Annotated in this window: 26 protein-coding genes; 18 read left to right on the top strand and 8 right to left on the bottom strand. The window is 63.9% G+C overall.

What is annotated here, in order from left to right; genetic code table 11:
- Nucleotides 1-18: 18 nt before the first annotated feature.
- Complete coding sequence (locus tag NKI37_RS03930; RefSeq protein ID WP_352789571.1) at nt 19-1,050, top strand: histone deacetylase family protein; 1,032 nt, start codon at nt 19-21, stop codon at nt 1,048-1,050.
- A gap of 90 nt (nt 1,051-1,140) precedes the next feature.
- On the opposite strand, the gene NKI37_RS03925 is transcribed toward NKI37_RS03930, so the two are convergent.
- Nucleotides 1,141-2,334: a TMEM43 family protein gene (locus NKI37_RS03925; protein ID WP_352789574.1), complete on the bottom strand. Its 1,194-nt coding sequence runs from the start codon at nt 2,332-2,334 to the stop codon at nt 1,141-1,143.
- 64 nt (nt 2,335-2,398) lie between these two features.
- A complete protein-coding gene (locus NKI37_RS03920) occupies nt 2,399-5,305 on the bottom strand; it encodes a M16 family metallopeptidase (RefSeq protein ID WP_352789576.1) in 2,907 nt (968 codons plus the stop codon).
- Between the two features lie 507 nt (nt 5,306-5,812).
- Here NKI37_RS03920 and NKI37_RS03915 point away from each other — a divergent pair.
- Together NKI37_RS03915 and NKI37_RS03910 are read left to right on the top strand one after the other, a co-directional pair.
- On the top strand, nt 5,813-6,523 hold the full coding sequence (locus tag NKI37_RS03915; protein WP_023671758.1) for a helix-turn-helix transcriptional regulator: 711 nt from the start codon (nt 5,813-5,815) through the stop codon (nt 6,521-6,523).
- Nucleotides 6,520-7,290, top strand: coding sequence for a helix-turn-helix transcriptional regulator (locus NKI37_RS03910; protein ID WP_023733429.1), 771 nt, complete (start codon nt 6,520-6,522; stop codon nt 7,288-7,290). The genes NKI37_RS03915 and NKI37_RS03910 overlap by 4 nt, the downstream gene beginning before the upstream one ends.
- Nucleotides 7,291-7,323: 33 nt before the next feature.
- Here NKI37_RS03910 and NKI37_RS03905 read toward each other — a convergent pair whose 3' ends face one another.
- Genes NKI37_RS03905 through motA form a run of 6 tightly spaced genes read right to left on the bottom strand, consistent with a single transcriptional unit; the run spans nt 7,324 to nt 12,175 of the window.
- On the bottom strand, nt 7,324-7,761 hold the full coding sequence (locus NKI37_RS03905; RefSeq protein WP_023820681.1) for a BspJ family T4SS effector nucleomodulin: 438 nt from the start codon (nt 7,759-7,761) through the stop codon (nt 7,324-7,326).
- Nucleotides 7,758-8,840, bottom strand: a complete 1,083-nt coding sequence (flhB, locus tag NKI37_RS03900; RefSeq protein WP_352789579.1) for a flagellar biosynthesis protein FlhB — start codon at nt 8,838-8,840, stop codon at nt 7,758-7,760. Before flhB ends, NKI37_RS03905 begins: the two co-directional genes overlap by 4 nt.
- A gap of 13 nt (nt 8,841-8,853) precedes the next feature.
- Nucleotides 8,854-9,870, bottom strand: a complete 1,017-nt coding sequence (locus NKI37_RS03895; RefSeq protein ID WP_352789582.1) for a flagellar motor switch protein FliG — start codon at nt 9,868-9,870, stop codon at nt 8,854-8,856.
- A 38-nt stretch (nt 9,871-9,908) separates the two neighbouring features.
- Nucleotides 9,909-10,298 (bottom strand): flagellar motor switch protein FliN, encoded by a 390-nt coding sequence (gene fliN, locus NKI37_RS03890; protein ID WP_023714014.1) that lies wholly within the window; start codon nt 10,296-10,298, stop codon nt 9,909-9,911.
- Between the two features lie 33 nt (nt 10,299-10,331).
- Nucleotides 10,332-11,264, bottom strand: coding sequence for a FliM/FliN family flagellar motor switch protein (locus NKI37_RS03885; RefSeq protein WP_352789584.1), 933 nt, complete (start codon nt 11,262-11,264; stop codon nt 10,332-10,334).
- A 35-nt stretch (nt 11,265-11,299) separates the two neighbouring features.
- Nucleotides 11,300-12,175: a flagellar motor stator protein MotA gene (motA, locus tag NKI37_RS03880; protein ID WP_023671751.1), complete on the bottom strand. Its 876-nt coding sequence runs from the start codon at nt 12,173-12,175 to the stop codon at nt 11,300-11,302.
- Between the two features lie 144 nt (nt 12,176-12,319).
- Between motA and NKI37_RS03875 the strand changes: the two genes are divergently transcribed.
- The 15 genes from NKI37_RS03875 to NKI37_RS03805 all read left to right on the top strand — a co-directional run bounded on the left by NKI37_RS03875 (nt 12,320) and on the right by NKI37_RS03805 (nt 24,563).
- Entirely contained in the window at nt 12,320-14,131 is a 1,812-nt protein-coding gene (locus tag NKI37_RS03875; RefSeq protein ID WP_352758654.1) for a DUF1217 domain-containing protein, read from the top strand.
- A gap of 7 nt (nt 14,132-14,138) precedes the next feature.
- Nucleotides 14,139-14,864, top strand: a complete 726-nt coding sequence (flgF, locus tag NKI37_RS03870; protein ID WP_023671749.1) for a flagellar basal-body rod protein FlgF — start codon at nt 14,139-14,141, stop codon at nt 14,862-14,864.
- A 4-nt stretch (nt 14,865-14,868) separates the two neighbouring features.
- Complete coding sequence (gene fliI, locus NKI37_RS03865; RefSeq protein WP_023751306.1) at nt 14,869-16,290, top strand: flagellar protein export ATPase FliI; 1,422 nt, start codon at nt 14,869-14,871, stop codon at nt 16,288-16,290.
- Nucleotides 16,277-17,143 carry a hypothetical protein gene (locus NKI37_RS03860; RefSeq protein WP_031195436.1) on the top strand — a complete coding sequence of 289 codons (867 nt, stop codon included), beginning with the start codon at nt 16,277-16,279 and terminating at the stop codon, nt 17,141-17,143. The genes fliI and NKI37_RS03860 overlap by 14 nt, the downstream gene beginning before the upstream one ends.
- Nucleotides 17,144-17,228: 85 nt before the next feature.
- Nucleotides 17,229-17,609, top strand: a complete 381-nt coding sequence (flgB, locus tag NKI37_RS03855) for a flagellar basal body rod protein FlgB (RefSeq protein WP_023683310.1) — start codon at nt 17,229-17,231, stop codon at nt 17,607-17,609.
- Nucleotides 17,610-17,611: 2 nt separating this feature from the next.
- Nucleotides 17,612-18,028 (top strand): flagellar basal body rod protein FlgC, encoded by a 417-nt coding sequence (flgC, locus tag NKI37_RS03850; protein WP_023686341.1) that lies wholly within the window; start codon nt 17,612-17,614, stop codon nt 18,026-18,028.
- On the top strand, nt 18,028-18,363 hold the full coding sequence (fliE, locus tag NKI37_RS03845; protein ID WP_023673649.1) for a flagellar hook-basal body complex protein FliE: 336 nt from the start codon (nt 18,028-18,030) through the stop codon (nt 18,361-18,363). Before flgC ends, fliE begins: the two co-directional genes overlap by 1 nt.
- Nucleotides 18,364-18,375: 12 nt before the next feature.
- Complete coding sequence (gene flgG / locus NKI37_RS03840) at nt 18,376-19,164, top strand: flagellar basal-body rod protein FlgG (protein WP_023673650.1); 789 nt, start codon at nt 18,376-18,378, stop codon at nt 19,162-19,164.
- 6 nt (nt 19,165-19,170) lie between these two features.
- Entirely contained in the window at nt 19,171-19,698 is a 528-nt protein-coding gene (flgA, locus tag NKI37_RS03835; RefSeq protein WP_023714018.1) for a flagellar basal body P-ring formation chaperone FlgA, read from the top strand.
- Nucleotides 19,695-20,936, top strand: a complete 1,242-nt coding sequence (locus NKI37_RS03830) for a flagellar basal body P-ring protein FlgI (RefSeq protein WP_352673412.1) — start codon at nt 19,695-19,697, stop codon at nt 20,934-20,936. Before flgA ends, NKI37_RS03830 begins: the two co-directional genes overlap by 4 nt.
- A 9-nt stretch (nt 20,937-20,945) precedes the next feature.
- On the top strand, nt 20,946-21,521 hold the full coding sequence (locus NKI37_RS03825; protein WP_023710974.1) for a MotE family protein: 576 nt from the start codon (nt 20,946-20,948) through the stop codon (nt 21,519-21,521).
- Complete coding sequence (flgH, locus tag NKI37_RS03820; protein WP_023673654.1) at nt 21,518-22,222, top strand: flagellar basal body L-ring protein FlgH; 705 nt, start codon at nt 21,518-21,520, stop codon at nt 22,220-22,222. The genes NKI37_RS03825 and flgH overlap by 4 nt, the downstream gene beginning before the upstream one ends.
- Nucleotides 22,223-22,239: 17 nt before the next feature.
- Nucleotides 22,240-22,740 carry a flagellar basal body-associated FliL family protein gene (locus tag NKI37_RS03815; protein ID WP_023673655.1) on the top strand — a complete coding sequence of 167 codons (501 nt, stop codon included), beginning with the start codon at nt 22,240-22,242 and terminating at the stop codon, nt 22,738-22,740.
- Nucleotides 22,737-23,468 carry a flagellar type III secretion system pore protein FliP gene (fliP, locus tag NKI37_RS03810; protein ID WP_023686348.1) on the top strand — a complete coding sequence of 244 codons (732 nt, stop codon included), beginning with the start codon at nt 22,737-22,739 and terminating at the stop codon, nt 23,466-23,468. The genes NKI37_RS03815 and fliP overlap by 4 nt, the downstream gene beginning before the upstream one ends.
- A gap of 210 nt (nt 23,469-23,678) precedes the next feature.
- The gene (locus NKI37_RS03805) at nt 23,679-24,563 is read left to right on the top strand and encodes a flagellin N-terminal helical domain-containing protein (RefSeq protein WP_023683303.1); all 885 of its coding nucleotides are present in this window, start codon (nt 23,679-23,681) and stop codon (nt 24,561-24,563) included.
- Nucleotides 24,564-24,639 lie beyond the last annotated feature (76 nt).

Here is a 24,639-nt window from a genome sequence, read left to right as displayed (position 1 = left end):
TATTTCGAGAGGAAATTCATGAAGACTGTCTATTCGCCGCTTCATGCCGGCCATGCCGGCCAGATGGAACTGGTGACATCAGCCATCGTGCCGGGTTTCGAGAAGCCATCGCGGGCCGAGTTCATCAAGGCGCGGGTCGAGAGCGAGAAGCTGGGGCCGATCATCGGACCGGTCGAGCACGATCTCACAGCCGCCAAGCGCATTCACAAGGCCGACTATATCGACTTCCTGCCGACCGTCTGGCCGGCGTGGAAGGCCGCCGGCTTCGAGGGCACGGCGATGCCCTTCACCTGGCCGACGCGCGGCCTGCGCGGCGACGTGCCACCCAAGCGCGTGGACGCCTTGCTCGGCTACTATTCCTTCGACGCCGGCGCCACCTTCGTCGAAGGCACATGGACCGCGATCAAATCGTCCTATGACGTGGCGCTGACGGCGGCCGCCTTGGTCAAGGGTGGCGAGCGGTCGGCCTTCGCGCTTTGCCGCCCGCCCGGCCATCACGCCGGTGCCGGGTTCATGGGCGGCTACTGCTACATCAACAATGCCGCGGTCGCCGCGCAATGGTTCCTCGATCAGGGCGCAAAACGCGTCTCGATCCTCGACGTCGACTATCACCACGGCAATGGCACGCAGGAGATCTTCTATGAACGCGCCGACGTGCAGGTTCTCAACCTGCATGGCGATCCCATGGTGGAGTATCCGTTCTTCCTCGGCCATGCCGATGAACGCGGCGCCAGCGCCGGCGAAGGTTTCAACGTCAATTATCCCATGCCCTTCGGCACCAATTGGGACGCCTGGAACGCCTCGCTCGAGGACGCTTGCGCCAAGCTCGCCGCCTACGCCCCCGATATCGTCATCGTGTCGCTCGGCGTCGACACCTTCGAGAAGGACCCGATCAGCCGGTTCAAGCTGAAAAGCCCGGACTATCCGAAGATCGGCCATCGCATCGCCAAGCTCGGCCTGCCGACGCTGTTCGTGATGGAAGGCGGCTACGCCGTCGAGGAGATCGGCATCAACGCCGTCGGCGTGCTCACCGGCTTCGAGGACAAATAGGAAAGCAATTCCAGGACAAGTGTGAAGCGGTTTTCCGGCCGGAATTGCGCCAAAGAGATATGGGGCGGCTCCGGCCGCCCCGACCTCTATCTAGGCGGCCGCCGCCGGGTTGGGCGCAACCACCGGAACGGCTGGCCTTCGCGACCGACCGATACGGTAGACAATCACCGCCGCAATCACGCCTGCCGCCAGGATGGCGAGCGCCAGCAACGGTCGGTACCAGAACCAGGCAATCGCAATCGTCACCGTGCCGACCAGGATCGCCAGGACGAAGGCGATGATGCCGGTGCCCATCCGCGCCATGCTGCCGAGGAAGGGTATGACGTCGAGGATCACCCCGATCGGGCTGAGGAACAGCGTAAAGCCTATGGTCAGCAACAGCAAGCCGGCGCCGCGCAGCAGCCAGGTGATCAGCGTGTTGGCGCTGACCGCGTCGGCGAACATCTTTTCGGCCGGGACGTTGCCGGTATCGACCATCAGCAGCGCATCGCCGGCTTGCGTCTGGTAGGGCTCGAAGCGGCTGCCGGCCTGGCGCGCGATGATACTGATCACGCCCAGCGGCGCCAGCTCGTAGCCGATTCGATAGTCACCCAAAGCGGGCGTCGTGTTGTCATTGCCGAGAAAAATCTTGCCATCGACGATGCTGAGCGGTTTCGTTCCGGTATAGGCAGCCTTTATCGCCGCCGACTGGTCGGCTGAGAGCGAATAGTCCTTGTCACCCTCGATACGGTCCAGCACTGGCGTATCGAGATCGAAGGCGACAAGCTTGCCCTCAGGAATCTGGAAGGTCCGGCCGTGGATTTCCATCGGCGGATTCTGGTGGCCGTCCGGCTTCTTGAAGTCCGACGAGTCGATCTGGCTGTCGTCCCACACCTTGGAATAGCTATAGGTGGTCACCGTCTCTTCGCCACCGCCGAGCTTCTTCGTCGTCTCTGACTTGGACTCTTCCTTCCACTGATACATCTCGACGCTCCGCGACAGCCGCAGCCCTTGCGCCGCAATGCCGAAATCCGGATCCGCCAGGCCGCTGTCCGCCGTCACCAGTCCGCTGACATGAACCAGCTTGCCGTCATTGGCGGTATCGACGCTGTCGGCGCCGACCGAAACCACCGCTCCAGAACCTTCGGCCAGCGAGCGCGCCGTCTGCACGGCGCGGCCTTCGTTCCAGAACAGCCCGATCACCATCAGCACGATCAGGATAAGGCCGAAGATGACCCCGCCGACCGCGCGCTTGATCCGCCCGAACCACGAGACGGATGTGACTTCCCGAAATGAATCGCTCATCGTTTCCCCCGAAACAAAGTTACCCCAAAATTACAACGCGGCCGGCGGCCGCGCGTTTAACCCATCAATCGGCGTGGATCTGCGCGCCGCAATCCCTGTCGCCGGCGCAGGAGTGCACCGCCCGTGTCGTGCCGCCATCGCCAACCCGCCACGGTGAAGCGGACAGTGGCGCTTGCCTCTTATTGCCCAGAAGATCAAGCGCCCGCATAGCGGTCTGCTCCTCCGCCTCGTCACGCTTGACGATCTCGACGTCCTTGAGGCCGATCGCGGCAAGCTGCGGCATCACCACATCAGGGTCGCCCGCCACCACGATCAGCGACGGATCGAGCGACGCCAGGGCCAGCGCCTGTTTCTGAACCGCATCGAGCGTCAGCTTTGTGCGCGCCGCCATGCGGGTTTGCTGGTCCTCCAGCGTCGATCCGCTGCCGACCGCGCCAATCAGCGAGGAGAACAGACCAGCTGACGTCTCGGCCGATCCAGCCAGCGCCCGGCAATAGACAGTCACCGTGCGGTCGACCTCGTCCTGCGCCACTGGCAAGGTGGTCAGGCCGGCAAATCCTTTCAGGATTTCGGTAATCGCCGGCCCGGTGTTGGCGCGCTCGACGGTGGTTGCCACGACCAATCCCGAGCCGGCCTTCATCGGGCTCATCAGATAGCTCGACACGCCATAGGAGTAGCCCTTCTCCTCGCGGATCACCGAATTCAGCCGGCTGGAGAAATCGGCGCCAAGCAGGTTGGAGACCGCGGTCGATTCAGCGCGCTCGCTCTCGTCGGTGCCGGGCGCCGGCCGCGCCACGAACAGCGCCGACTGGCTGGCGCCGGGTTCGGGCACCAGCAGCACTTTCTGTCCCCCGTTGAAATGCGCCGCCGGCGACGGCTCGACGGCATAGCCGGCGGTGTCGCTTGTCCACGCGCCGAATGCTTTTTCAAGGCTGGCGGCGACGGTCGCGACCGGCATCGGGCCGACGCTGTAGAAGGTCACCGCCTTCGGCGTGAACTCCGCCTTGAATGCCTCCCTCGCCTCGTCGAGCGAGATCGAGGCCAGCGCCTTTGCCGACCAGTCCACCGCTGCCTTGCCCGGCACCTGCGGGATCAGCGTCGCCTTTGCCATGCGGCCGGCAACGCCGGGCAGATCCGCCTCGCGGCCGTTTAGCCAGTCGACCGTCTGCGCCATCAGCACCGTCCATTCGGTCTTGTCGAAACGAGGCTTCAGCACCGCGTCGGCGAGCAGGCCAATACCCTGGTCGAGCTTTTCCGGCGGCACGCCAAGCGTCATCATCGTGGTCAGCGTTCCGGCCTGGTGGCCGACGCCGGCGCCGATGTCGCTGGCCGCCTTGGCGAAATCAGCCGAGCCGCGATCGGCGGCCCCGCGTGTCGCCATGCTTGCTGCAAGCTCCAGCAATCCCTCCTTGCCTTCCGGCACGCTGTTCCAGCCGCCGGCGGCACTGGCCGCGACATACACCATCGGCGCTTCCGGCATTGTGTAGTGGACGAGTTTGATGCCATTCGAGAGCGTCGCCGTTTCCATGGCGGGCAGTGTTGCCGAAGGCGCTTGCCCGGCCGCATGCTTCGGAATGTCGATCGCCGCTCGCTCCGGCGCGGTGAACGGCTGCGGTGTGCCGGACGACCCGATCAGTGCATCGGGATAGCCGCCGCGCGGGCCGGGCTTCAGCACCAGTATGCTGGCGTCTTCCGGTTTCAACAGCCGCTTCATCGTTGCCTCGACGCCCGCCACGCTGGCGTCCTTCACCCGCGGGTCGTCGACCAGCGCGCTCTGCGCATCACCGAGCACGTCGGCATTGTAGGAGACGACGCCGGCGCGATCCTTCAGTGCTTCGCTGCCGAGCCGCGCTGCCTGCAAGATGCCGGTGCGCGCACGCTCGACATCGACCGGATCGAGCGGGGTCTTCAGGAAATCCGCAAACGCCGTTTTCATCGCGCTTTCCAGCGCTTCCGGCGCCACACCTTCGGCGGCACCCGCCTCGAAGGTAAAGCGGCCACCGAGCAGACCGCCGGTCCAGCTCGCGCTGGCATAGGTGGCAATGCCCAACTGCGAAACCAGCCGGTTGCGCAAAAACCCATATTCGCCGTTGCCGAGCAGTTCGGCGGCAATGCTGAGCGCACCATTGTCGGGCGACTGCGCCACCGGGCCACTGAAGCCGACCACGACGATGGGGCTTGGCACACGATCCTCGAGCACCAGCTTGAGCCGGGCCTGCGTCGGTGCCGGCACGGCGGGCCGCGCCACATCGGCGCCGCGCGCCACGCGGCCGAACGTGTCGGCAATCAGCGCCTTGGTGTCGTCGATCTCCAAGTCGCCGACCAGCACCAGCACCGCATTGTTGGGCAGATAGTAGCTGTTGAAGAAACCCCTGACATCGTCGAGCGTCGCCGCATCGAGATCGGCGACCGAGCCGATGACCATGCGGCTATAGGGATGCGGCTTCGGGAACAGGCCGGACCAGAAAGCTTCCCAGCCGGATGCGCCGGCCTTGTCGAGCACGTTCTGGCGCATCTCGTTCTTGACCACCGAGCGCTGCAGATCGAGCTTGGCCTGAGTCACCGAGCGGCCGAGATTGGCCATGCGGTCTGCCTCAAGCGACAAGATCATCGGCAGTGACGACGACAGCCCGTCGACGTAATAGACCGTGCCGTCTTCGGTGGTCCAGGCATTGATCTCGTTGCCGAGCGCGGCATGCGCACCGAACACGTTCGGCCAGGCCGGCGTGCCGGAAAACATCAGATGTTCGAACAGATGCGCAAAGCCCGAGCGTCCCGCGGGTTCATTCATCGACCCGACGCGGTAGCGCAGGTTCATCACCACCTTCGGCACGCGATGGTCGGGCACCAGCACCACCTGCAGCCCGTTTTCGAGCGCATAGGTAACGGTCGGCTCAGCCTTGGCGGGCGCTGCCATGCCGGCAAGAACCGCAAGCACCACCGTGAACGCCAGGAAAACCTGCTTCATCATGACCCCCGATGCTGATGGCCGCGAGCAAGCGCCGCCAAATCCGCCGTATGACCGAAGGGATGCCCACCCCTCCCGGCTGCCGAGACCCTATCGGAATCGATCGGCCCTCGATACGGCAGTATCGCAACACCCTCTGGCTTTTTCGTGTCGGCGTTTCAGGCCTTTTGCGGCGGAAAAGGCCGCGAAAGCCGCCCCTGAGTCGCTTGAGTCCAATAATATTGATTTTGTCAAATCGCGTTTGATGTCGGATTCATCTGCGGGTAGATTAGACCCGAATCAGCCGGTCCTTGGGGGGCGCGGCGACCACCCAAAGTCTCAAGTTCCGGCCAATGACCGGCACCAGACGCGGACGGCTTCGCGTTCCCTGAATGGATTCGGCGATCAGCGCGACCGCCGCGCCGTGTGAGTGCTTCGTAAACGTGATGCGTCTTCAAGTTCGGCCGCTGCCAACCCCAGCGTCCGGGCTCAAGAAAAGACTCCGGCCATGACATACAACCAAAGCATCCAATGAGCAGTTCCGCCGCGCTTCTCCAATCCGATACGTTAGGCTCGCGCCTTGAATCGCGCGGCGATCTCACCTCCTTTTTCATGCAGCTTGCCGCCGAGATCGGCGCCGACAGCTACATGCTCGTCGCCATCGTCCACGACCAAGATCGCAACGACGCCCGCATCGTCTCATCCAACTGGATCTTCGACGCCATTGAACTGATCGGCAAGCGGCTGATCGCCGGCCTTGCCCAGGGACCGCTGACCGTTGCACCTGGCATCCGCCCGAGGCCACTGGTCGCCGCCGCGGCGCCCGACGCCGGCGGACTGCTCACCGGCGAAGAGGCGCGCCTGCTCGACGTGCTTGGCCATGCCGAAGTCTATTCACTGCGGCTCAATGTCGGTCGCCAGCGGCTGTTTGCGCTTTTCTCGGCGGCCGAGGCCGGCAGTATCGACCAGCCGGCGCTGATGAAGGCTCAGTTGAAGTGCTGCTACGCGCTGTCCGCTATCCCGCAATTGATCGCCGCCGCCGCCATGCAGGACCCGCTGTCCGACCGTGAGCGCGAATGCCTGTTCTGGGTGTCTGAAGGCAAGACCACCGATGAGGTCGCGGTGATCCTCGGGGTCTCGTCCAACACCGTCAACAGCTACATCACCCACGCCATCCAGAAATTCGCGGCCTCGAACCGCGCGATGGCCATCGCCACGGCGATCAGGAGCGGCATCATTTGAAACACGCTGACATCAAGGCGGCGGCCGAAGCCCTTTTCAACGAGCAGCGCAATCCGTTCGGCGCCTTCTCCATCGGTTCCGAGACGCACCATGCCGTTACCATCCCGGACGCGGTGCGCCGCTGCCGCTGGATCGCCGTCGACATCAACGCGTCGGCGTTTGGCCTCTATTTCGTCAGCCCCTCGCCGGAACGGGCGCGCCTGGTGCCGAGCTTCGATTCCGACTATCCAGCCACTGCGGTGACAACCAAGTTCATCGCCGGCGCCAATGGCGAGGAGATGGTGCGCCACAGCGGCGCCTCGACAGCGCCGCGCTGGTGGGCCGATGACGGCATCGCCGGCTCGGACGCCGTCTTCAAGAACCTCGCCTGGGCGGAGCGGACGGCGCCGCTGGCGCCGGGCACCAACGGCATTGCCTTTCCCGTCCATGCCGATCGCGGCCATTGCGGGCTGGTGGTGTTCCTCGGCTCGACGATCGCTTTGCCGGAGGACACGCTCTACGAAATCCACGCCCGCTGTTTTTCGCTGTTCGCCGCCGTCGCCCGAATTCGTCCGAACGATGCCGGCCGGATGCGGTCGATCTCCAAGCGTGAACTGGAGTGCCTGAAGCTGACCGCCAACGGCAACACCAGCGAAGAGATCGCCAGGCTGCTGAAGCTGTCGGTCCACACCGCCAACCAGTATCTCACCCAGTCGACGCAGAAGCTCAACGCGGTCAACCGCAACCAGGCGGTGGCCAAGGCGCTGCGGCTGGGGCTGATCGAGTAGTCAGCGTCCAGCGATTCGGCTTGCGAAAGAAAATCAGCGATAGGCGAGCGGCTCGGTCCTGCGGATTCGCGCCTCTTCGATCACCGTCTCCAGCAAAGCGGTGTTGTGCTCGGGGTCCTCCCCGGGCTTTTCGAACGACACATAGTTGACCGCGACCGAAGACCTCTCCTGGCTCAGCGTCAGCTGGAAATAGACGGTGACGCCCGGCGGCCGAAGCTCGAGATCGAGCACGATGCGCGGGCTGCCGCTCCAGTCGACATGTGCCTCTCCGCCATGGCCGAGCCTGAGCGTGCCTGGCAGGAAAAAAAGCTCCACAGCCGAATCCACCAGATCCGACAGGCAAGCGAAATGCTCGAGCCGGATGAAGGCGATGTAGTCGGCGACGTCGATCAGCCGCAACTCGTCGACCACCTGCTCGATGGCCTTGGCAACGATGAGTTCGCGGGATTTTGCGTGCGGTTGGCGGTTCATGAAATTTGTCTCCGCTCAGCCTTTTTGGAGTAGACGATCCGCACCAGTTCGGCGACGGCCTGGTAGAATTGCGACGGGATCACGCTATCAACCGAAACTTGCTTGTACATGGAGCGGGCGAGCGCCACGTCCTCGAAGATCGGGATGTTGTGCTCCTTGGCAATCTCGCGAATCTTGAGCGCCACAAGGTCCTGGCCCTTGGCCAGCACCAGGGGCGCTGAATCCTCGTCGCGGACATATCTGAGCGCGATGGAAAAGTGCGTCGGATTGGCGATGATCAGCGTCGCGCGCGGCACCGCCGTCATCATCCGCTTGCGCGCCCTGTCACGCGCCAGCGAGCGCAGCCGCGACTTGATGATCGGGTCGCCCTCGGACTGTTTGAACTCGTCCTTGACCTCCTGCTTGGTCATCCGCAGATCCTGCTTCCAATGGAAGCGCGACCAGACGACGTCGACCGCCGCGATCAGCCCCATGACGAAGACGATCGCCACCAATATGTCGACGGTGATGCTTTTGATGACGAGGCCGAAAGCGACGGGGTTGGTGATCATGCCGGCCAGGAGCTGGCGGTAGTCCTGCGACAGCGTGAAGTAGAGCACGATACTGGCGAAGCCGAGCTTGCCCAGCGATTTCAGGAATTCCACCCAGCCCTGAATACCGAACATCCTGGTCCAGCCCTTAGCTATCGAGATGCGCGACAGTTGCGGCCGGATCCGCTCGCCGACGACTTGCGGCATGTTCTGCAGCACCGAGGCGCCGATGCCGGCCACCACCAACAGCACCAGCAGGCTGACGACGGCGTTGCCTATTTCCATCATCACGGTCTTGTAGAGCGCGATGACGTCGGTCTCGGTGTCCATCGGCCACGCCTCGGGCTTTTCCAGGAACATCGACAGGAACATGCCGAGATCAACGACCGCGTCCTTGGCGTAGAAGACGGTGAACAGCAGTATGGCGATGAAGGACGCCAGAAGTGCGGCCTCTCGCGAATGGGGCAGCTTGCCCTGTTCGACGGTGTCGCGGATCTTCTTTTCGGTCGCGTCTTCGGTTTTGGAGTCTTTGTCCGCCGCTTCAGCCATTCAGCGCTCGGCGTTAAGCCGCTTCGCTCTGCTGCGATGAGGGCAGTTCGAAAGCCCCCTCGCGCGAAAGCCGGATTGTCGCCACCGCGATGTTCTTGCGCGCCGTCATGATGTCGGCAAGCTGAATGCCTTCCGAGCCCTGTCCGAGCTCGGACTCGATCATGCGCCGCGACCGTGCGCCGATCGCCGACAGCACCGACTCCGTCAATGCGGGTGGTGCACCGCGCAGCGCCAGCGTAATCAGTTCGGTCGACAGCCCGTCGAACAGAAGCACCCGCGCCTTCTGCGTCAAAAGCGGCAGATCGTCGAAGGCAAACAACCTGGAGCGGACACCGCCGAGGTCCGGCGTGCCGGCCTCTTCCAGATCCTGCATGACCTCTTCCAGCTGCGGCTTGTCCATTTCGTTGAGCACACTGGCGACGCGCGCCTGTCCGGCCGAGATATCCTTGGTCGCTGTCTGCGCCAGCACGCTGGCGCGCAGCTGGTTCTCGATGATCCTGGTCGCCGCGTCCGGAATGGTCGCCATCGTCACCATGCGCTTGATGATCTCGCTGCGCATCGGCTTTTCCATGGTCAGCAAAATGTTGGCGGCGGCCTGCGGCGCAAGCTTCGACAGCACCATGGCCGCGGTCTGTGGATGCTCGGTGGCAAGGAACGCGCCCAGACGCGTCGGTTCGAGCTTTTCCAGCTCCGGCCAGATCGGCGGTGGCCCTTCCGGCGCAACCTCGAAGCGCTTGTCGCCCATGATGGCGCTCATCTCTTCGGGCGACAGCGATTCATTGAGGATCGTGTCCATCCGGTCGGCGGAATCGAGCAGGCCCGCACCTTCGGTGAACTCGGCCTCGAATTCGGCGACGATGCGTTCAAGATCGCTTTGCGGAATGGTCCGCAGCAGCCGCGCCCCTTCGATCAGTGCCTTCAGTTCTTCCTGCTTGAAGAATTTCAGCAGCCGGCTGGCCGAAGGTTTGCCCATCGCCACCAGGATGGCGGCGGCCTTTTGCGGGCGCGTGAGCGTCACCGGCGTCGTCATGGCATCCGCTCCTGCTGAGACCGCATGTCATTCATTGCTCAAGCGCCCTTGGTCGCAGCGATGATTTCGGTCAACCTGATGCCAAAGCGCGACGGATCGCTTTCCAGCACGGTGATTTCGCCGCGCGCGATCTTGCGGCCGTTGACCACGACATCGACCGGTTCGCCGATGCGCCGGTTGAGCGCCACCGTCGAGCCCTTCTGCAGCGCCATCAGGTCCGACACCGACATTTCCGTGCTGCCGAGGATGATCTGCACATCGACGGGGATGCTCATGATGATGTTCGAATTGGCGCCGGACGTGGCAGCCCGCAAGGCGGCGTCGGGGCGCTTTTCCTCCTCCTGGAGGACACCGCGCAATTCCTCGATGGCGCGGTCGAGCTGTTCGTCCGGCTGGTCGATATTGGCTTCCACCTTGGTCTTGGCCATCACTCGTCTCCAGATGCTTGGGCTTGCCCGGCGTCAGCCCGGCATGAGCCCATCGATAAAATCCTGACCGGCATCGTAAGGATGCCTGATCCGGACGGTGTAGTTCTGCCCGAGTTTACCGAACTCGCAGACAAACAGCGTCTTGTCGCGCGCGCTCAGCTTGGCTTGGGACTGCGCCGTCTCCTCGAGCTCGATGATCTGGCCCGGCTCGAAGCCGGCGAGGTCGCCGAGCGTCAGGCGGGCCAGCGGCATGGTCGCTTCGAGCGTCACCGTCGAGCGCATCACTTCTTCGGAAAAACGTGCCCGCCAGTCGGAGGTCGTGCCTTCGCTGTCGTGGACATCGGCGATACCGCGTGTGGCCAGCAGGATGCGCTGCGGGATCATCACCGTGACCGTTCCGCTGTCGGTCGGCGTCGAGATGCCGAAGACGATGCGCACCGCCGCGCCATCGCGCAGCACGCGGCGCTTGGCTTCGCTGCCCGAAAGCGCCCGCGGCACCGGCAGCCGCAGCTCGAGCGAGCGCCGGCCCGATCCGTTCAACGCCTGCGCAACTTCCTGGAAGACCGTGGTCGCGACATCGGTCTCGATCTGCGACAGAGCGCGCTCGATCGGCGAAACCGGCTGATCCGGATCGCCGCCGAACAGCGCGCACACCATCACGGCGATGGCCGGCGCATCAGCCACCAGCGTCATCGCATCCGAAGACGTCGGCGATGCTATGATGGCCATGGCAAAGGCATCGCCGGCATTCGTGCGGGCATCGGGAACACGGCTGATCTCGACCGTGCGCAGCTCGACGGTGACCGGTGCACCGAGCTCGCCGGCCAGGCTCTTCTGCAGCAGCGGCAGTGCGCGCTCCCCCATCGAGCGCCCGGTGCCGATGACGTGAGCGGCCTCACCGCTGTCACCGACCAGACGCTCGATGATCAGCGAGCGGGCTTGCGAGGGGCTGCCAGGACTTGTCATGACGGCGTGCGGTCCTGTCTGTCGTCATGCATGGCTCAAGCCGCTTTCTTCTCGGCGGAAGCTGTGTTCATCGTGCTTTGCTCGACGGCATCGATCGTCGGCCGCTCATAGGACGAGATGGTCTTGCGACCGAACTCGATGGCCACCTGCGGCAGGGCGCCGTTCATGTAGGCAAGCAGCGTCTGCTTGACGATGATATAGAGGCGGTTCTTCTTCTCGCGCACCGTCTTGATCTTGGTGGCGACCGGCCCGACCACCGCATAGGACAGGAAGATGCCGAGGAAGGTTCCGACAAGGGCGGCGCCGATCAGGCCGCCGAGGATTTCGGGCGACTGGTCGAGCGCGCCCATCGCCTTGACCACGCCGAGCACGGCGGCGACGATGCCGAGCGCCGGCAGACCATCGCCCACGGCCACCAGCGCATGGTAAGCCTTCATCTTGTCGGACTTGATGGTCTGGATTTCCTCGTCCATCAGCGCCTCGATCTCATGCGAGCGGGCATTGCCGATGATGATGATGCGGCAGTAGTCGCAGATGAAATTCGTCAGGTCGTGATTCTTGAGCACGGTCGGGAATGCCTGGAAGATCGCCGATTCCTCCGGATTGTCGATATGTGCCTCGACCTCGCTGCGCGACTTCGAGCGCAGTTCACGCATCAGGCTGTGCAGCACGCCCAGCGTCTCCAGATAGTCGCGCTCCTTCGGCACCGCCTGCTTGAACGCTTCGAGGATACCCCTGCCGGTGTCCTTGACCGTCTTCATCGGGTTGGCGACGAGAAAGGTTCCAAGTGCGGCGCCACAGATGACCACCGCTTCCCAAGGCTGCATCAGCACATGCAGATGGCCGCCCATCGCCATGAAGCCGCCGAGAACACAGCCGAGCGTCACCACAAGTCCGATCAGAATGCCCACGCCAGATCCTTCCGCATCACGTCAGGCCTAACCGATAGCCCCCGTGCCTTGTGTGAGGCTTGAATCATGCAAGGTGAGGCGATTCAGCCTCGCGCAAGCAAGTCCGCATACTCTTGCTTTTGAAGTTGCGACCGGAGGCATGTCGTGTTGAGCACTTTTACCAGCTACCAGCTCATCGCCAGGGACATCCCCAAGGCGATCGACCGCATCGAGGCGGAGCCGATCACCAAGCGCGACACCGACTACTATCTCGCCAACATCGGCAGCGTGAAATCGATAGACGATTTCGTAAAGAACGACCGGCTGTTCAAATATGCCATGAAGGCCTTCGGTCTCGGCGACATGGCTTACGCCAAGGCCTTCATGGTCAAAGCCCTGAAGGAAGGGGTGTCGGATTCCGACAGCTTCGCCAACAAACTGAGCGACAAGCGTTATGCCGAGTTCGTGTCGGCCTTCAATTTCGCCGCCCTGGGCCCTAATGCCACGAGCTACAATTCGGCGCAGCAGGGCGTGACCAACAATTACGGCCTCCAGGTCTCGGTCGGCCCTTCGCAGAACGGCTTCACCTACTACAAGGGCGAAACCTCGTACTACCTGAGCAACATTTCCAACGTAAAATCGATCGACGACCTGATGGGCAACGATCGCCTGCTCACCTATGCGATGGCCGCGTTCGGCCTGGACGCCGACGCCGAGCCGGCTGCGACCGTGCGGGCCATGCTGGAAGGCGGCGTCACCGACCCGAACAGCCCCGCAAACACGTCGACAAACAAGGGCTATGCGGCTTTCGTCGCGGCTTTCGATTTTGCCCAATATGGCGACCAGGCTACGGCGGGCGACGCCGTCCAGCAGGCGGTCCCAAAAGCTGTGATCGGCGGAACCGGGCTGCTGCTCGTCAAGCCGACCGCGCAATACATCAAGGGCGAGGCCGACTACTACGCAGCCAACATCTCCAAGGTGAAGTCCATCGAAGACCTGCTGAAGGACAAGCGCCTGCTGACCTTCGCCATGGCTGCCTATGGGCTTGATGCATCGACCCAGACGACGAAGCAGATCCGCACCATGCTTACCGGCGGCGTTGCCGATCCGTTGAGCCCCGCCAATTTGTTGACCGACAAAAGCTACGCCAACTTCGTCACGGCCTTCAATTTCGCCCAGTATGGTGATCAGACGACCACCCGCGACGCCGTGCTGAAGACCACGCCGAAGCTCTACACGACCGAGTCCAGTCTTGGCCTCATCAAGCCGAATGCGGACGCCGTCCAGGCCGAGACCAGCTACTACCTCGCCAACATCACCAAGGTGAAATCGGTCGACGACCTGATGGCCGACAGCCGCCTTTATAACTATGCTCTGTCCGCAAGCGGGCTCGATCCGGCGACCACCAACAAGGATCTCGTCCGTGATGTCCTTGAGGGCGGTGTCCGCGATCCCGCCAGTGTCGCCAACAAGCTCTCCAACAAGGCCTATGCCAGGCTCGCCACCTCGTTGAATTTCGAGGCCTACGGCGAAGCGGCAACGACCCGCAGCCCGTCGCAGCAGCCGGTGGTCGACAAATACATGCGCCAGACCCTGGAAGAAGACGCCGGCAAGACCAATGAGGGCGTGCGGTTGGCGCTCTATTTCGAGCGCAAGGCCTCGACCATCACCAACTGGTACGACGTGCTGGCCGACACGGCCCTGGCCAGCGTGGTACGCACCGCCATCGGCCTGCCCGATTCCTTCGCTGCCGCAGATATCGACAAGCAGGCGCAGGCCTTCGAGGCAAAGCTCGACCTCACCGATTTCACCGACCCGGCCAAGCTCGAGAAATTCCTCACCCGCTTCACCAGCCTTTGGGAAATCAATCATCCGACCTCGACCGCCCAGACATCGATCGGTGTGCTGTTTGCGCAGCCGACCACCGTCGGGATCTCGACCGATCTGATGATGGCCATGCAGAAACTGAGATTCTGAGAACACCATGCAGGACAGCCTTTACGTCGCCCTTTCCTCGCAGATCGCGCTTGAGCGCCGTCTCGACACCATCGCCGATAATGTCGCCAACGCCTCGACCATCGGCTTTCGCGCCACCGGCGTGAAGTTCGAGGATGTCGTCTCCGGCAGCGGCCCCAAATCGGTGTCCTTCGCCTCCTCCGGCAAGACCTATTTGTCCGGCGCGCATGGCGCGATGACGCAGACCGGCAACCCGTTCGACTTCGCCGTCCAGGGCGATGCCTGGTTCGGCATCGACACCCCGGCCGGCACCGTGATGACGCGCGACGGACGTTTTTCGATGAACGAGAACGGCGAGTTGATGTCGCTCGAAGGCCATCCGGTGCTCGACGCCGGCGGTGCGCCGATCCAGCTCGACCCGCGCGACGGCCCACCCAAGGCGGGCGCCGACGGCTCGCTGCGCCAGGGCGACAAGCTCGTCGGCGCCATCGGCCTGTTCAATTTCGATCCCGGCCCGAATTTCGTCCGCTACGGCAATTCTGGCATCGTGCCCGCGCGTGCGCCGGAGCCGGTCACCGACCGTTCCGATCTCGGCGTCGCGCAGGGCTATGTCGAGGAATCCAACGTCAATCCGGTGCTGGAGATGACGCGCCTGATCATGGTCCAGCGCGCCTTCGAGAACACGGCGGCGCTGATGCGCCAGACAGATGCCTCGACCGACGACGCCATCAAGACGCTCGGCTCCAAGTCGTAGCAGCATGTCGAGCAGCAAATCATCGATACGCGCGCTTGAACGGCAACCGGAGACAGCACCGGAAAACCGGCTGGCTGCGCTGGAGCGGATCTGGCGCCGCTTCGATGACACCGAGACGTTGCTGCGGCGCGGCGGCCGTGTTTCGGAGGTTTCGCCAACGCATTACAAGGTGCGCGGCCTGTCTGAAGTCGCCAGGCTTGGCGACCTCGTCGAACAGCGCGGCAATGCCGGCACGCGCCGCGGCGAGATCGTCAGGATCGGCCGCGACGAAGTCGTCATCGCCCCCTTCGAACGCAGCGCCGACGCCGGCATCGGCGACGCCGTGTTTCGCCGCGGCCCGCTGACGGTAACGCCGCTTGCCTCGTGGCGCGGGCGCGCCATCGACGCGCTGACCCGCGTCATCGATGGCGGCCCGCCGCTGATCAGGATCGGCGAGGCTGCGAGCGGCGACGGCACCACGCCCGGCGCCATGGCGCGGCAGCGCGTCGGCACCGCCTTCACGACCGGGGTCAAGGTCATCGACATCTTCACGCCGCTCTGCCTCGGCCAGCGCCTCGGCATTTTTGCCGGTTCCGGCGTCGGCAAGTCGACGCTGCTCGCCATGCTGGCCGGCGCCGACGCCTTCGACACCGTGGTCGTGGCGCTGATCGGCGAGCGCGGCCGCGAGGTACGCGAATTCCTCGAAGACACGATCGGCGCAGAGAGCATGGCCAAGACGGTCGCCGTCGTCGCCACCAGCGACGAGAGCGCCATGATGCGCCGGCGCGCGCCGGATACCGCCATGCGCGTTGCCGAACATTTTCGCGACCAGGGCCATCGCGTGCTGCTGGTGCTGGATTCGATTACCCGCTTTGCCCATGCGCTGCGCGAGGTGGCGACCGGCACCGGCGAGCCGCCGGTCGCCCGGGGCTATCCCGCTTCGGTTTTCACCGACCTGCCGAAGCTGCTCGAACGCGCCGGACCTGGCGCTGAAGGCCCCGGTATCAAAGGACAGGGATCGATCACTGCCATCATCTCGGTGCTGGTCGACGGCGATGACCACAACGACCCGGTCGCCGATTCGGTACGCGGCATCCTCGACGGCCATGTCGTGCTCGACCGCGCCATTGCCGAACAGGGCCGCTACCCCCCGGTCAATCCGCTGTCGTCGATCTCGCGCCTCGCCGACAAGGCATGGAGCCCCGAGCAACGCATGCTGGTGACCAGGCTGAAATCGATGATCTCGCGCTTCGAGGACACCCGCGACATCCGCCTGCTCGGTGCCTATCAGGGCGGCGCCGATGCCGAGCTCGATATTGCCGTGCGCCAGGTGCCGCTGATCTACGAGGCGCTGACGCAGTCGCCCAGGGATCGCGCCTCGAGCGACGCATTCTCCGACCTCGCCCGTCATCTGAAAGGCAAGCAAAGTGTCGATGCAGGAGACTGAGCTTCAGTACACCGAGCGGCTTTTGCGCGAGATGATCGCAGAGGCCAGTGCCGCCGAGGAAGCCCGGGCCAACGAAGCGAGAGCTGTCAGGGCAAAGGCCGATCTCGACAAGGCCGCCAAGGCTGAGGCCATTCTGGCCAGGGCCGCCAGGCCATTCTTGCCCAGGGTAGCCAGCGTAGTCGAGTCCACTGTGCCTCGCTTGGCCGAGCCTGCCTTGCCCAGCGTCGTCAAGCCTGAATTGCCAAGGACCCCTCGCGCCGGCCCCAAAGAAGCGATCGAGACCAGTCGTGACTCGCTTCTCGACGGGCTGTTCCCGGTCACCGAATGGCCGCAGCCGCCAAGGCCGCAATATCCCAGGCTCGACAAGAAATCCGACCGCCGCAGCGATATCGTCTTTGCCGCGCTCGGCATCACGCTTGGCCTGATCTGCGCGCTGTTTCCCTGGTATATCTTCTTCAATCAGGACCAGTTCGGCGTGCAGGCGATCAAGTTCGGCGGCAGCGGCACCAATGCAGGGCGGGTCAGCGGCGGCTCGCAGATGGAGAACAGCGGTCAGCCGCTGACGGCAAACGATGTTCCCGATGTCGACCTGTTCGCCACCGGCACGCTGCAGGACCCCGAGGACAAGACCCAGCCTCCCGGCGTCGACGAGCAGCCCTTCCCGGCGGGCGCCAAATTTCGCATGGTTCATGTCGCCAATGGCCGCGCCATGATCGAGGACGATGCCGGCCTGTGGATCGTCCAGCGCGGCTCGAAGCTGCCCGATACCAGCGTCGTCTCGTCGATCGAGCAACGGGGCGGCAAGTGGGTCATGGTCACCAGCACCGACCAGGTGATCGAACTCTCCAAATAGCGGCACACCGGATTTACCCCCGAGCCGCGCAAGGTCCGCGCAAGACTGGCAGCCTAGTCTTGTACGTACCAGCCCGGAGATCCCCATGGAGCCCGTCAATCTTTTCGATCTCGCCGCCAAGCAGTCGCAATGGCTGTCGGTGCGCCAGTCGGCCATTGCCGGCAACATCGCCAACGTCAACACGCCGGGCTACACCGCCGGCGATGTCGAGCCGTTTGAGAAGGTGCTCGACCGCACGGCAGTGTCGCTGACCGCCACCCAGGCAGGCCACCTCGGCACTGCCGCCACCAATGCCGGCTTCACGGTCAAGCCAGAAGAGACGACCGGCGCCATCATGCCCTCGAAGAACACGGTCGTGGTCGAGAACGAACTGATGAAGGCCGGCGAGGTCCGCCGCTCGTTTGAACTCAACACCGCGATCGTCAAGGCCTTCCATTCGATGATGATGATGGCGGTGAAGAGCTGACCATGGACGCTTTGACCTCAGCCCTCAAGATCGCCGCGTCCGGCCTCAGCGCCCAGTCTGACCGTTTGCGCGTCGTTTCGGAAAACCTTGCCAACGCGCAGTCGACCGGCAACACCCCGGGCGCCGACCCCTATCGCCGCAAGACCATCAGTTTCGTCTCGGAACTCGATCGTGCCTCGGGTGGCACGACGGTTGAGGTCAACTCCATCGACCGCGACCCCAGCGACTTTCCCGTCGAATTCCAGCCCGGCAACGAGGCCGCCGACGACAAGGGCTACGTCAAGATGCCCAATGTCAACGTGCTGGTCGAGATGGCCGACATGAGCGAAGCCAACCGCTCCTACGAAGCCAACCTTCAGGTCATCAAGCAGGCGCGTGATCTGATCTCCATGACCATCGACCTGATGAGGAACCAGTAATGATCAGCGGCATTGGCGGTATCGGATCGCTTCCCCTCAAGCCGGAGATCGGCGGCGCCGATACCACGACCGACCTGTTCCAGGGCACCAGGGCGCCGATGGCCGGCAGCGAAATCGGCACCACCTTCGCCGAAGCGCTGAGCCAGGCTGCTTCAAAGACCGTCAACACCTTGCAGAATGCCGAGCAGGTGTCGATCCAGGCGCTGAGGGGCGACGCCGACACCCGCCAGGTCGTCGACGCCGTCATGAGCGCCCAGCAGGCCCTGCAGACCACGATCGCCATTCGCGACAAGGTCGTCTCCGCCTATCTCGAAATCAGCCGTATGGGCATCTGAGGAGAACTTGCCGTGAAAGCACTCGCCATCGCAGCGACCGGCATGAATGCCCAGCAGACAAATCTGGAAGTCATCGCCAACAACATCGCCAACATCAACACCACCGGCTACAAGCGCGCGCGCGCCGAATTCTCCGACCTGCTCTACCAGGTCGACCGCACGCAGGGCGTGCCCAACCGCTCCAATTCATCGCTTGTGCCGGAAGGCGTGTCGATCGGCCTCGGCGTCAAGACGACGGCGGTGCGCAACGTCCATACGCAGGGCGAACTGACCTCGACCGGCAACAGTTTCGACATGGCGCTGACGGGCCGCGGCTGGTTCCAGATCGAGGGCGGCGACGGCGGCACGCTCTACAGCCGCGCCGGCGCCTTCAACACCAACGCCACCGGCCAGCTGGTGACCGTCGACGGCGCCAATGTCATCCCGGCCATCACCGTGCCGACCGATGCCATCGAAGTTGTCGTCAACAAGACCGGCCAGGTCTTTGCCCGCATCGACGGCCAGACCGACCTCCAGCTGCTGGGCCAGCTGCAGCTCGCCAACTTCGCCAATGAAGCAGGCCTCGCGCCGCTCGGCGACAATCTGTTCCAGGAGACGCCGGCCTCCGGCCCGGCCAATGTCGGCGTGCCCGGCGATCCCGGCTTCGCCTCGGTCGAGCAGGGTTATCTCGAGGCCTCCAACGTCGATCCGGTCAAGGAAATCACCGAGCTGATCTCGGCGCAGCGCGCCTATGAGATGAACTCCAAGGTCATCCAGGCCGCCGACGACATGGCCTCCGTCGTGTCCAAGAACATCAGGTAAGATTTGATGGTCTCTCCGGCCTTCCGCTCCGCGCTTTGCCGCACCGCGCTGATCCTGGCGCTGGTGGCCGGCGGTGTGCCGGCGTTTGCCCAGGAGAGCGCAGACCAGCAGACCACCACTCAGGTCGCGAGCAGTCAGGCAACCGGCGAGATCGTTCTGATCCCCAACCGGGTCATTTATCCCGGCGAGATGATCGACACCGGCGTGCTGAAACCGGTGACGCTGCTCCCCGGCAAGCACAGGCCAGATGCGGTCGCCACGCGGGCCATGGAACTCCAGGGCAAGGTCGCCAAGCGCACGCTGCTGCCCGGCCGCTATATCCCGGTCGCCGCCATCCGCGACGCCTGGCTGGTCGAACAGGGCGCCGACGTGCAGGTCTATTTCATCGCCGGCGACCTCACCATTTCGGCCACGGCGGTGTCGCTGCAGCCGGGTGCCGCCGGCGATTTGATAAAGGTCCGCAACACAGACAGCGGCAAGATCTTTTCCGGCACGGTGATGGCTGACGGCACCATCCGGGTCAGCGCGTCATGAGACGCGGAGCTGCCCTTCTGCTCGCGGCCGTTGTCGGCCTGCAGCCGGCGCTGGCCGACGGTCTTACGCCGAAGCAAAAGCGCGATCTTGCCGGCCAGAATGGCGGCGCCTTTGTCGATCCCGAATACGATCCGGCCACCACCAACCGCATGTTCAGGGTCTCCAACGGCCCAAGCTCTCTGCCACCCGGCCAGGTCGCATCGCGCATCAAGGACATTGCGCAGCTGCAGGCTTCGCGCGACAACCAGCTCGTCGGCTACGGCCTCGTCATCGGCCTCGCCGGATCGGGCGACAGCCTGCGCAATTCGCCCTTCACCGAACAGTCGATCCGCGCCATGCTCGAAAATCTCGGCATCGCCACCGAAGGTGGCAGCGCGCGGGCCAAGAACGTCGCCGCCGTCATCGTCACCGCCAACATGCCGCCTTACGTGCAGTCGGGCGCCCGCATCGACATCGACGTCTCCTCCATGGGCGACGCCACATCGCTTGCCGGCGGCACGCTGATAATGACGCCACTGAAGGCGGCCGATGGCGAGATCTATGCTGTCGGGCAAGGCTCGGTCATCGTTTCCGGCTTCACTGCCCAAGGCGATGCCGAAAAGCTGACGCAGGGCGTGCCGACGGCCGGCCGCGTGCCCAACGGCGCCATCGTCGAGCGCACGGTGCGCGCCGAATTCGAGGACCAGGCGCTGCTCACCTTGCAATTGCGCAACCCCGATTTCTCCACTGCCGTTCGCATCGCCGACGCCATCAACGGCTACACCTCGCAACGCTTCGGCATGCGCGTGGCGGCGGAGCGCGATGCACGTACCGTGCAGATCAGGCGGCCGAAGAATATTTCGGCGGCGCGCTTCTACGCCGAGATCGAGAATTTGGTGGTCGAGACCGACACGCCGGCACGCGTCGTCATCGACGAACGCACCGGCACCATCGTCATCGGCAACGAGGTCAAGATCTCGCGGGTGGCGATCAGCCACGGCACGCTCACCGTGCGCATCACCGAACAGCCGAAGATCGTCCAGCCGGAACCGTTCTCCAAGGGCGTGACAGCGGAGGAACCCTTCACCACCATCGATGCCACGCGGCCTGACGCCCGCGTCAATGTGCTCGACGGACCGAACCTCGAAACGCTGGTGTCGGGCCTCAACCGTCTCGGCGTCAAGCCGGACGGCATCATTGCCATTTTGCAAGGCATCAAGTCGGCCGGCGCTTTGCAGGCCGATCTGGTTCTCCAATAGGCCATACCGATGATCGATTTCTTTTCCCAAAAGCAGCACCGCCGAAGCGCAGCCTTGGCGGCTTGCGTCATCGCCGCCACCGTCCTTGCCGGCGGCACTGTTCGCGCGGAAGAAGCGGTGCGGCAGGTTCTTCCTGGCGGGCAACAGCCGGCGGCAGTGCAGCAGCTGGTCCGCGAGAAGGTGCCCGATGAAAGCGAGATCCAGCGCTTCTGCTCCAACATCGCCGACGCCGCCCGCGACCGCCGTTACGCGCTGCAGGCCGACGAGTTGAAGCAGTTGCAGGCTGGCATCGACCAGCGCATGAAGGCGCTGGACGACAAGCGCGCCGAATACGAGCAATGGCTGAAGCGGCGTGAAGTTTTCCTGGCCCGCGCCGAGGATGGCGTCGTCAAGATCTATGCCGGCATGAAACCGGATGCCGCGGCCGAGCGCCTGGCCATGGTCAACACCGATCTCGCCGCCGCCATCCTGATGAAACTCGATTCGCGCAAGGCCGGCGTCATTCTCAACGAAATGGACCAGAAGGCGGCAGCCACGCTCACCGGCATTATGGCCAGCGCGGCGCGAAGGGTAGACCCGTCATGAAGTCGCATATACTCGCCCTGGTCGCCACCGCTTCACTTGCCGGCTGCGCCTCCGACCCCAGGGAGATCGGCAGGGAGCCGGCGCTGTCGCCGGTTGGCACCGGCATTACCGGCAGCGTCAATGCGCCCTACTCCTATCCCGAAACGCCACCCGCGCCAGTGAAGAAATTCTCGCTGTGGGATGATCGCCAGAGCCGGTTGTTCACCGACCCACGCGCGCTGCGCGACGGCGACATCCTCACCGTCAGGATCAAGCTCAACGACAAGGCCAACTTCAAGAACCAGAACGACCGCAGCCGCACCGCCGGGCGCAAGCTCGGCTATGACGTCAACCTCGGATGGGAAGGTGCCACCACCAGCGGCAAGGGCGACGCGGGGCTGAGCTCCACCACCGAAACCAATGCGGACGGCGAAATCAAGCGCTCGGAGAACCTCGAGCTCAACGTCGCCGCCGTCGTCACCGAAGTCCTGCCCAACGGCAATCTGATGATCCGGGGCTCACAGGAGGTGCGCGTCAATTACGAGCTCAGAGTGCTGACCATCGCCGGCATGGTGCGTCCATCCGATATCGGCGCTGAAAACACCATCTCTTATGAACGCATCGCCGAGGCGCGCATCTCCTATGGCGGCCGCGGCCGCGTCAGCGAAATCCAGCAGCCCGCTTACGGTCAGCAGATCCTCGACCAAGTCCTCCCCTTTTAGGACTGGAGAACGGCGCCGTGGCAAATGTCGAACAGGTTCAGCAAAAAAAGGGCCCGTCGCTTGTCATCCAGCTTGCGATGCTGCTGGCGGTGACGGGCGCCGCGATCGGCATGGGCTGGATGTCCGGCGGCTATCTGAAGGGCGTCGGGGGACCGGTGCCTGTGCCCGCCGCACCGGAGAACCAGTCCAATGCCGAGCAACCGAGCAAGGCGGCCGAACATGCTCCCGGCACCGGGCCGACGCTTGTCCAGCTGGCGCCGATCACCACCAATCTGGCTTCGCCTGCTGACACCTGGATAAGGCTGGAAGCGTCGGTGGTCTACGATGCGCCGCAGCCGCCGGAACTTACCGAAAGCATTCACCAGGACCTGCTTGCCATGGTCCGCACCCTGAAGATGCATCAGATCGAAGGCGCCAGCGGCTACCAGCATTTGAAAGCCGACCTCGAGGAGCGCGCCGCAATCCGCAGCGGTGGCCATGCCAAACAGGTTCTGATCAGGACATTGCTGCTCGAATGAGAAAACTCGTCCTCGCCGCCGCGATCGTCGTCGCCGCCACCTCTGTCGCCGCCGCCCAGCAGCTCGATCTCGGCGGCATCGGCAAGGCCGACGGCGCCACCGTCGGCTATATCATCCAGATGTTCGGTCTGATCACCGTGCTGTCGGTGGCGCCGGGCCTGTTGATCATGGTGACGAGCTTCACCCGCTTCGTCATCGCCTTCTCGATCCTGCGCGCCGGCATCGGCCTGCAGTCGACGCCGGCCAATCTGATCCTGATCTCGCTGTCGCTGTTCATGACCTTCTACGTCATGGCGCCGACCTTCGACCAGGCCTGGAACACCGGCGTCAAGCCGCTGATGGACAACCAGATCAGCCAGACCGAGGCGTTCGAAAAGATTTCGGACCCGTTCCGCACCTTCATGCTGCACAATGTCCGCGACAAGGACTTCGACCTGTTCGCCGATCTCGCCCGCGAACGCGGCCAGGTCGTTGCCAGGGACACCGTCGACCTGCGCATCCTGGTGCCGGCCTTCATGATCTCCGAAATCCGCCGCGGCTTCGAGATCGGCTTCCTGATCGTGCTGCCGTTCCTCGTCATCGACCTGATCGTCGCCACCATCACCATGGCCATGGGCATGATGATGCTGCCGCCGACCGTCGTTTCGCTGCCCTTCAAGATCCTGTTCTTCGTCCTCATCGACGGCTGGAACCTGCTTGTCGGCAGCCTGGTGCGCTCCTTCACCTGACCGTCCGCGCGCCGTTGGCGCCTTGCTAAAGTTTTATGCAATATATTTCCGGTTAACCGTCCCGTTTAGCCCTTTGGTAGGGACTTGCCCGCATATTGCTCGCAGATGGCGGGTGATCGGGTCTCACGATCATTGGCATGATGCCGCTCCGTCATACCGGAAAAGCCGGTATGTCAAAAACACCCTGTAAAAATCAAGGTACGAGTAGCCATGTCCAGTATCATGACGAACGCCTCGGCGCTGACCGCGCTGCAGAGCCTGAACAACACCAACAAATCCCTCGAGCAGACGCAGGCCCGCATCTCGACCGGCTACCGCGTTGCCACCGCTTCCGACAACGCCGCTTACTGGTCGATCGCGACCTCGATGAAGTCCGACAACAAGGCCAACTCGGCCGTGCAGGACGCCCTCGGCCTCGGCGCCGGCAAGGTTGACACCGCCTACACCGCCATCAACGACGTCAAGGACCAGGTCGACCTGATCAAGACCAAGCTGGTCACTGCCCGTAGCGCCTCGAAGGAAGACCAGCAGAAGATCGCGACCGAAATCAACGCCATCCAGGCGCAGATCAAGTCCTCGGTCGCCAACGCCAACTTCGCCGGCTCGAACCTGCTGCAGAACGACGCTGCCGCCGCGTCCGACCTGAAGATCGTTGCGGCTTACAACCGTACCGGCGCGACCGTCACCATCGACACCATCGACGTCAAGGCTGCCGATACGCAGGTTCTCGATGTCGCCGGCACGGGCGGCATCGTCGGTGGCCTGCTCGCCGCGGCCTTCTTCGACCCCAGCACCACGGCGGTTACCCCCGCCGCCATCGACACCGCGCTCGGCACTGTTGAAACGGCGCTTGCCAAGCTGTCCACCGGCGCTGCCTCGCTCGGCGCTGCCAAGTCGCGCATCGACACCCAGAAGAGCTTCCTGTCGAACCTGTCGGACTCGATCGACAAGGGCGTCGGCGCTCTGGTCGACGCAGACATGAACAAGGAATCGACCCGTCTGCAGGCCCTCCAGGTCCAGCAGCAGCTCGGCATCCAGGCGCTGTCGATCGCCAACGGCAACTCGCAGTCGATCCTGTCGCTCTTCCGCGGCTGATCTCTCGACTTTACGACTGACACCATCCGTGGGGGGGGGGGGGCGGCCCCGGCCCCGCGGGAGGGGCTGGTGGTGG

The sequence above is a fragment of the Mesorhizobium sp. M0626 genome, from assembly GCF_040320665.1.
Classification (GTDB): Bacteria; Pseudomonadota; Alphaproteobacteria; order Rhizobiales; family Rhizobiaceae; genus Mesorhizobium.
This window is presented reverse-complemented; position numbering and strand designations above follow the sequence as displayed.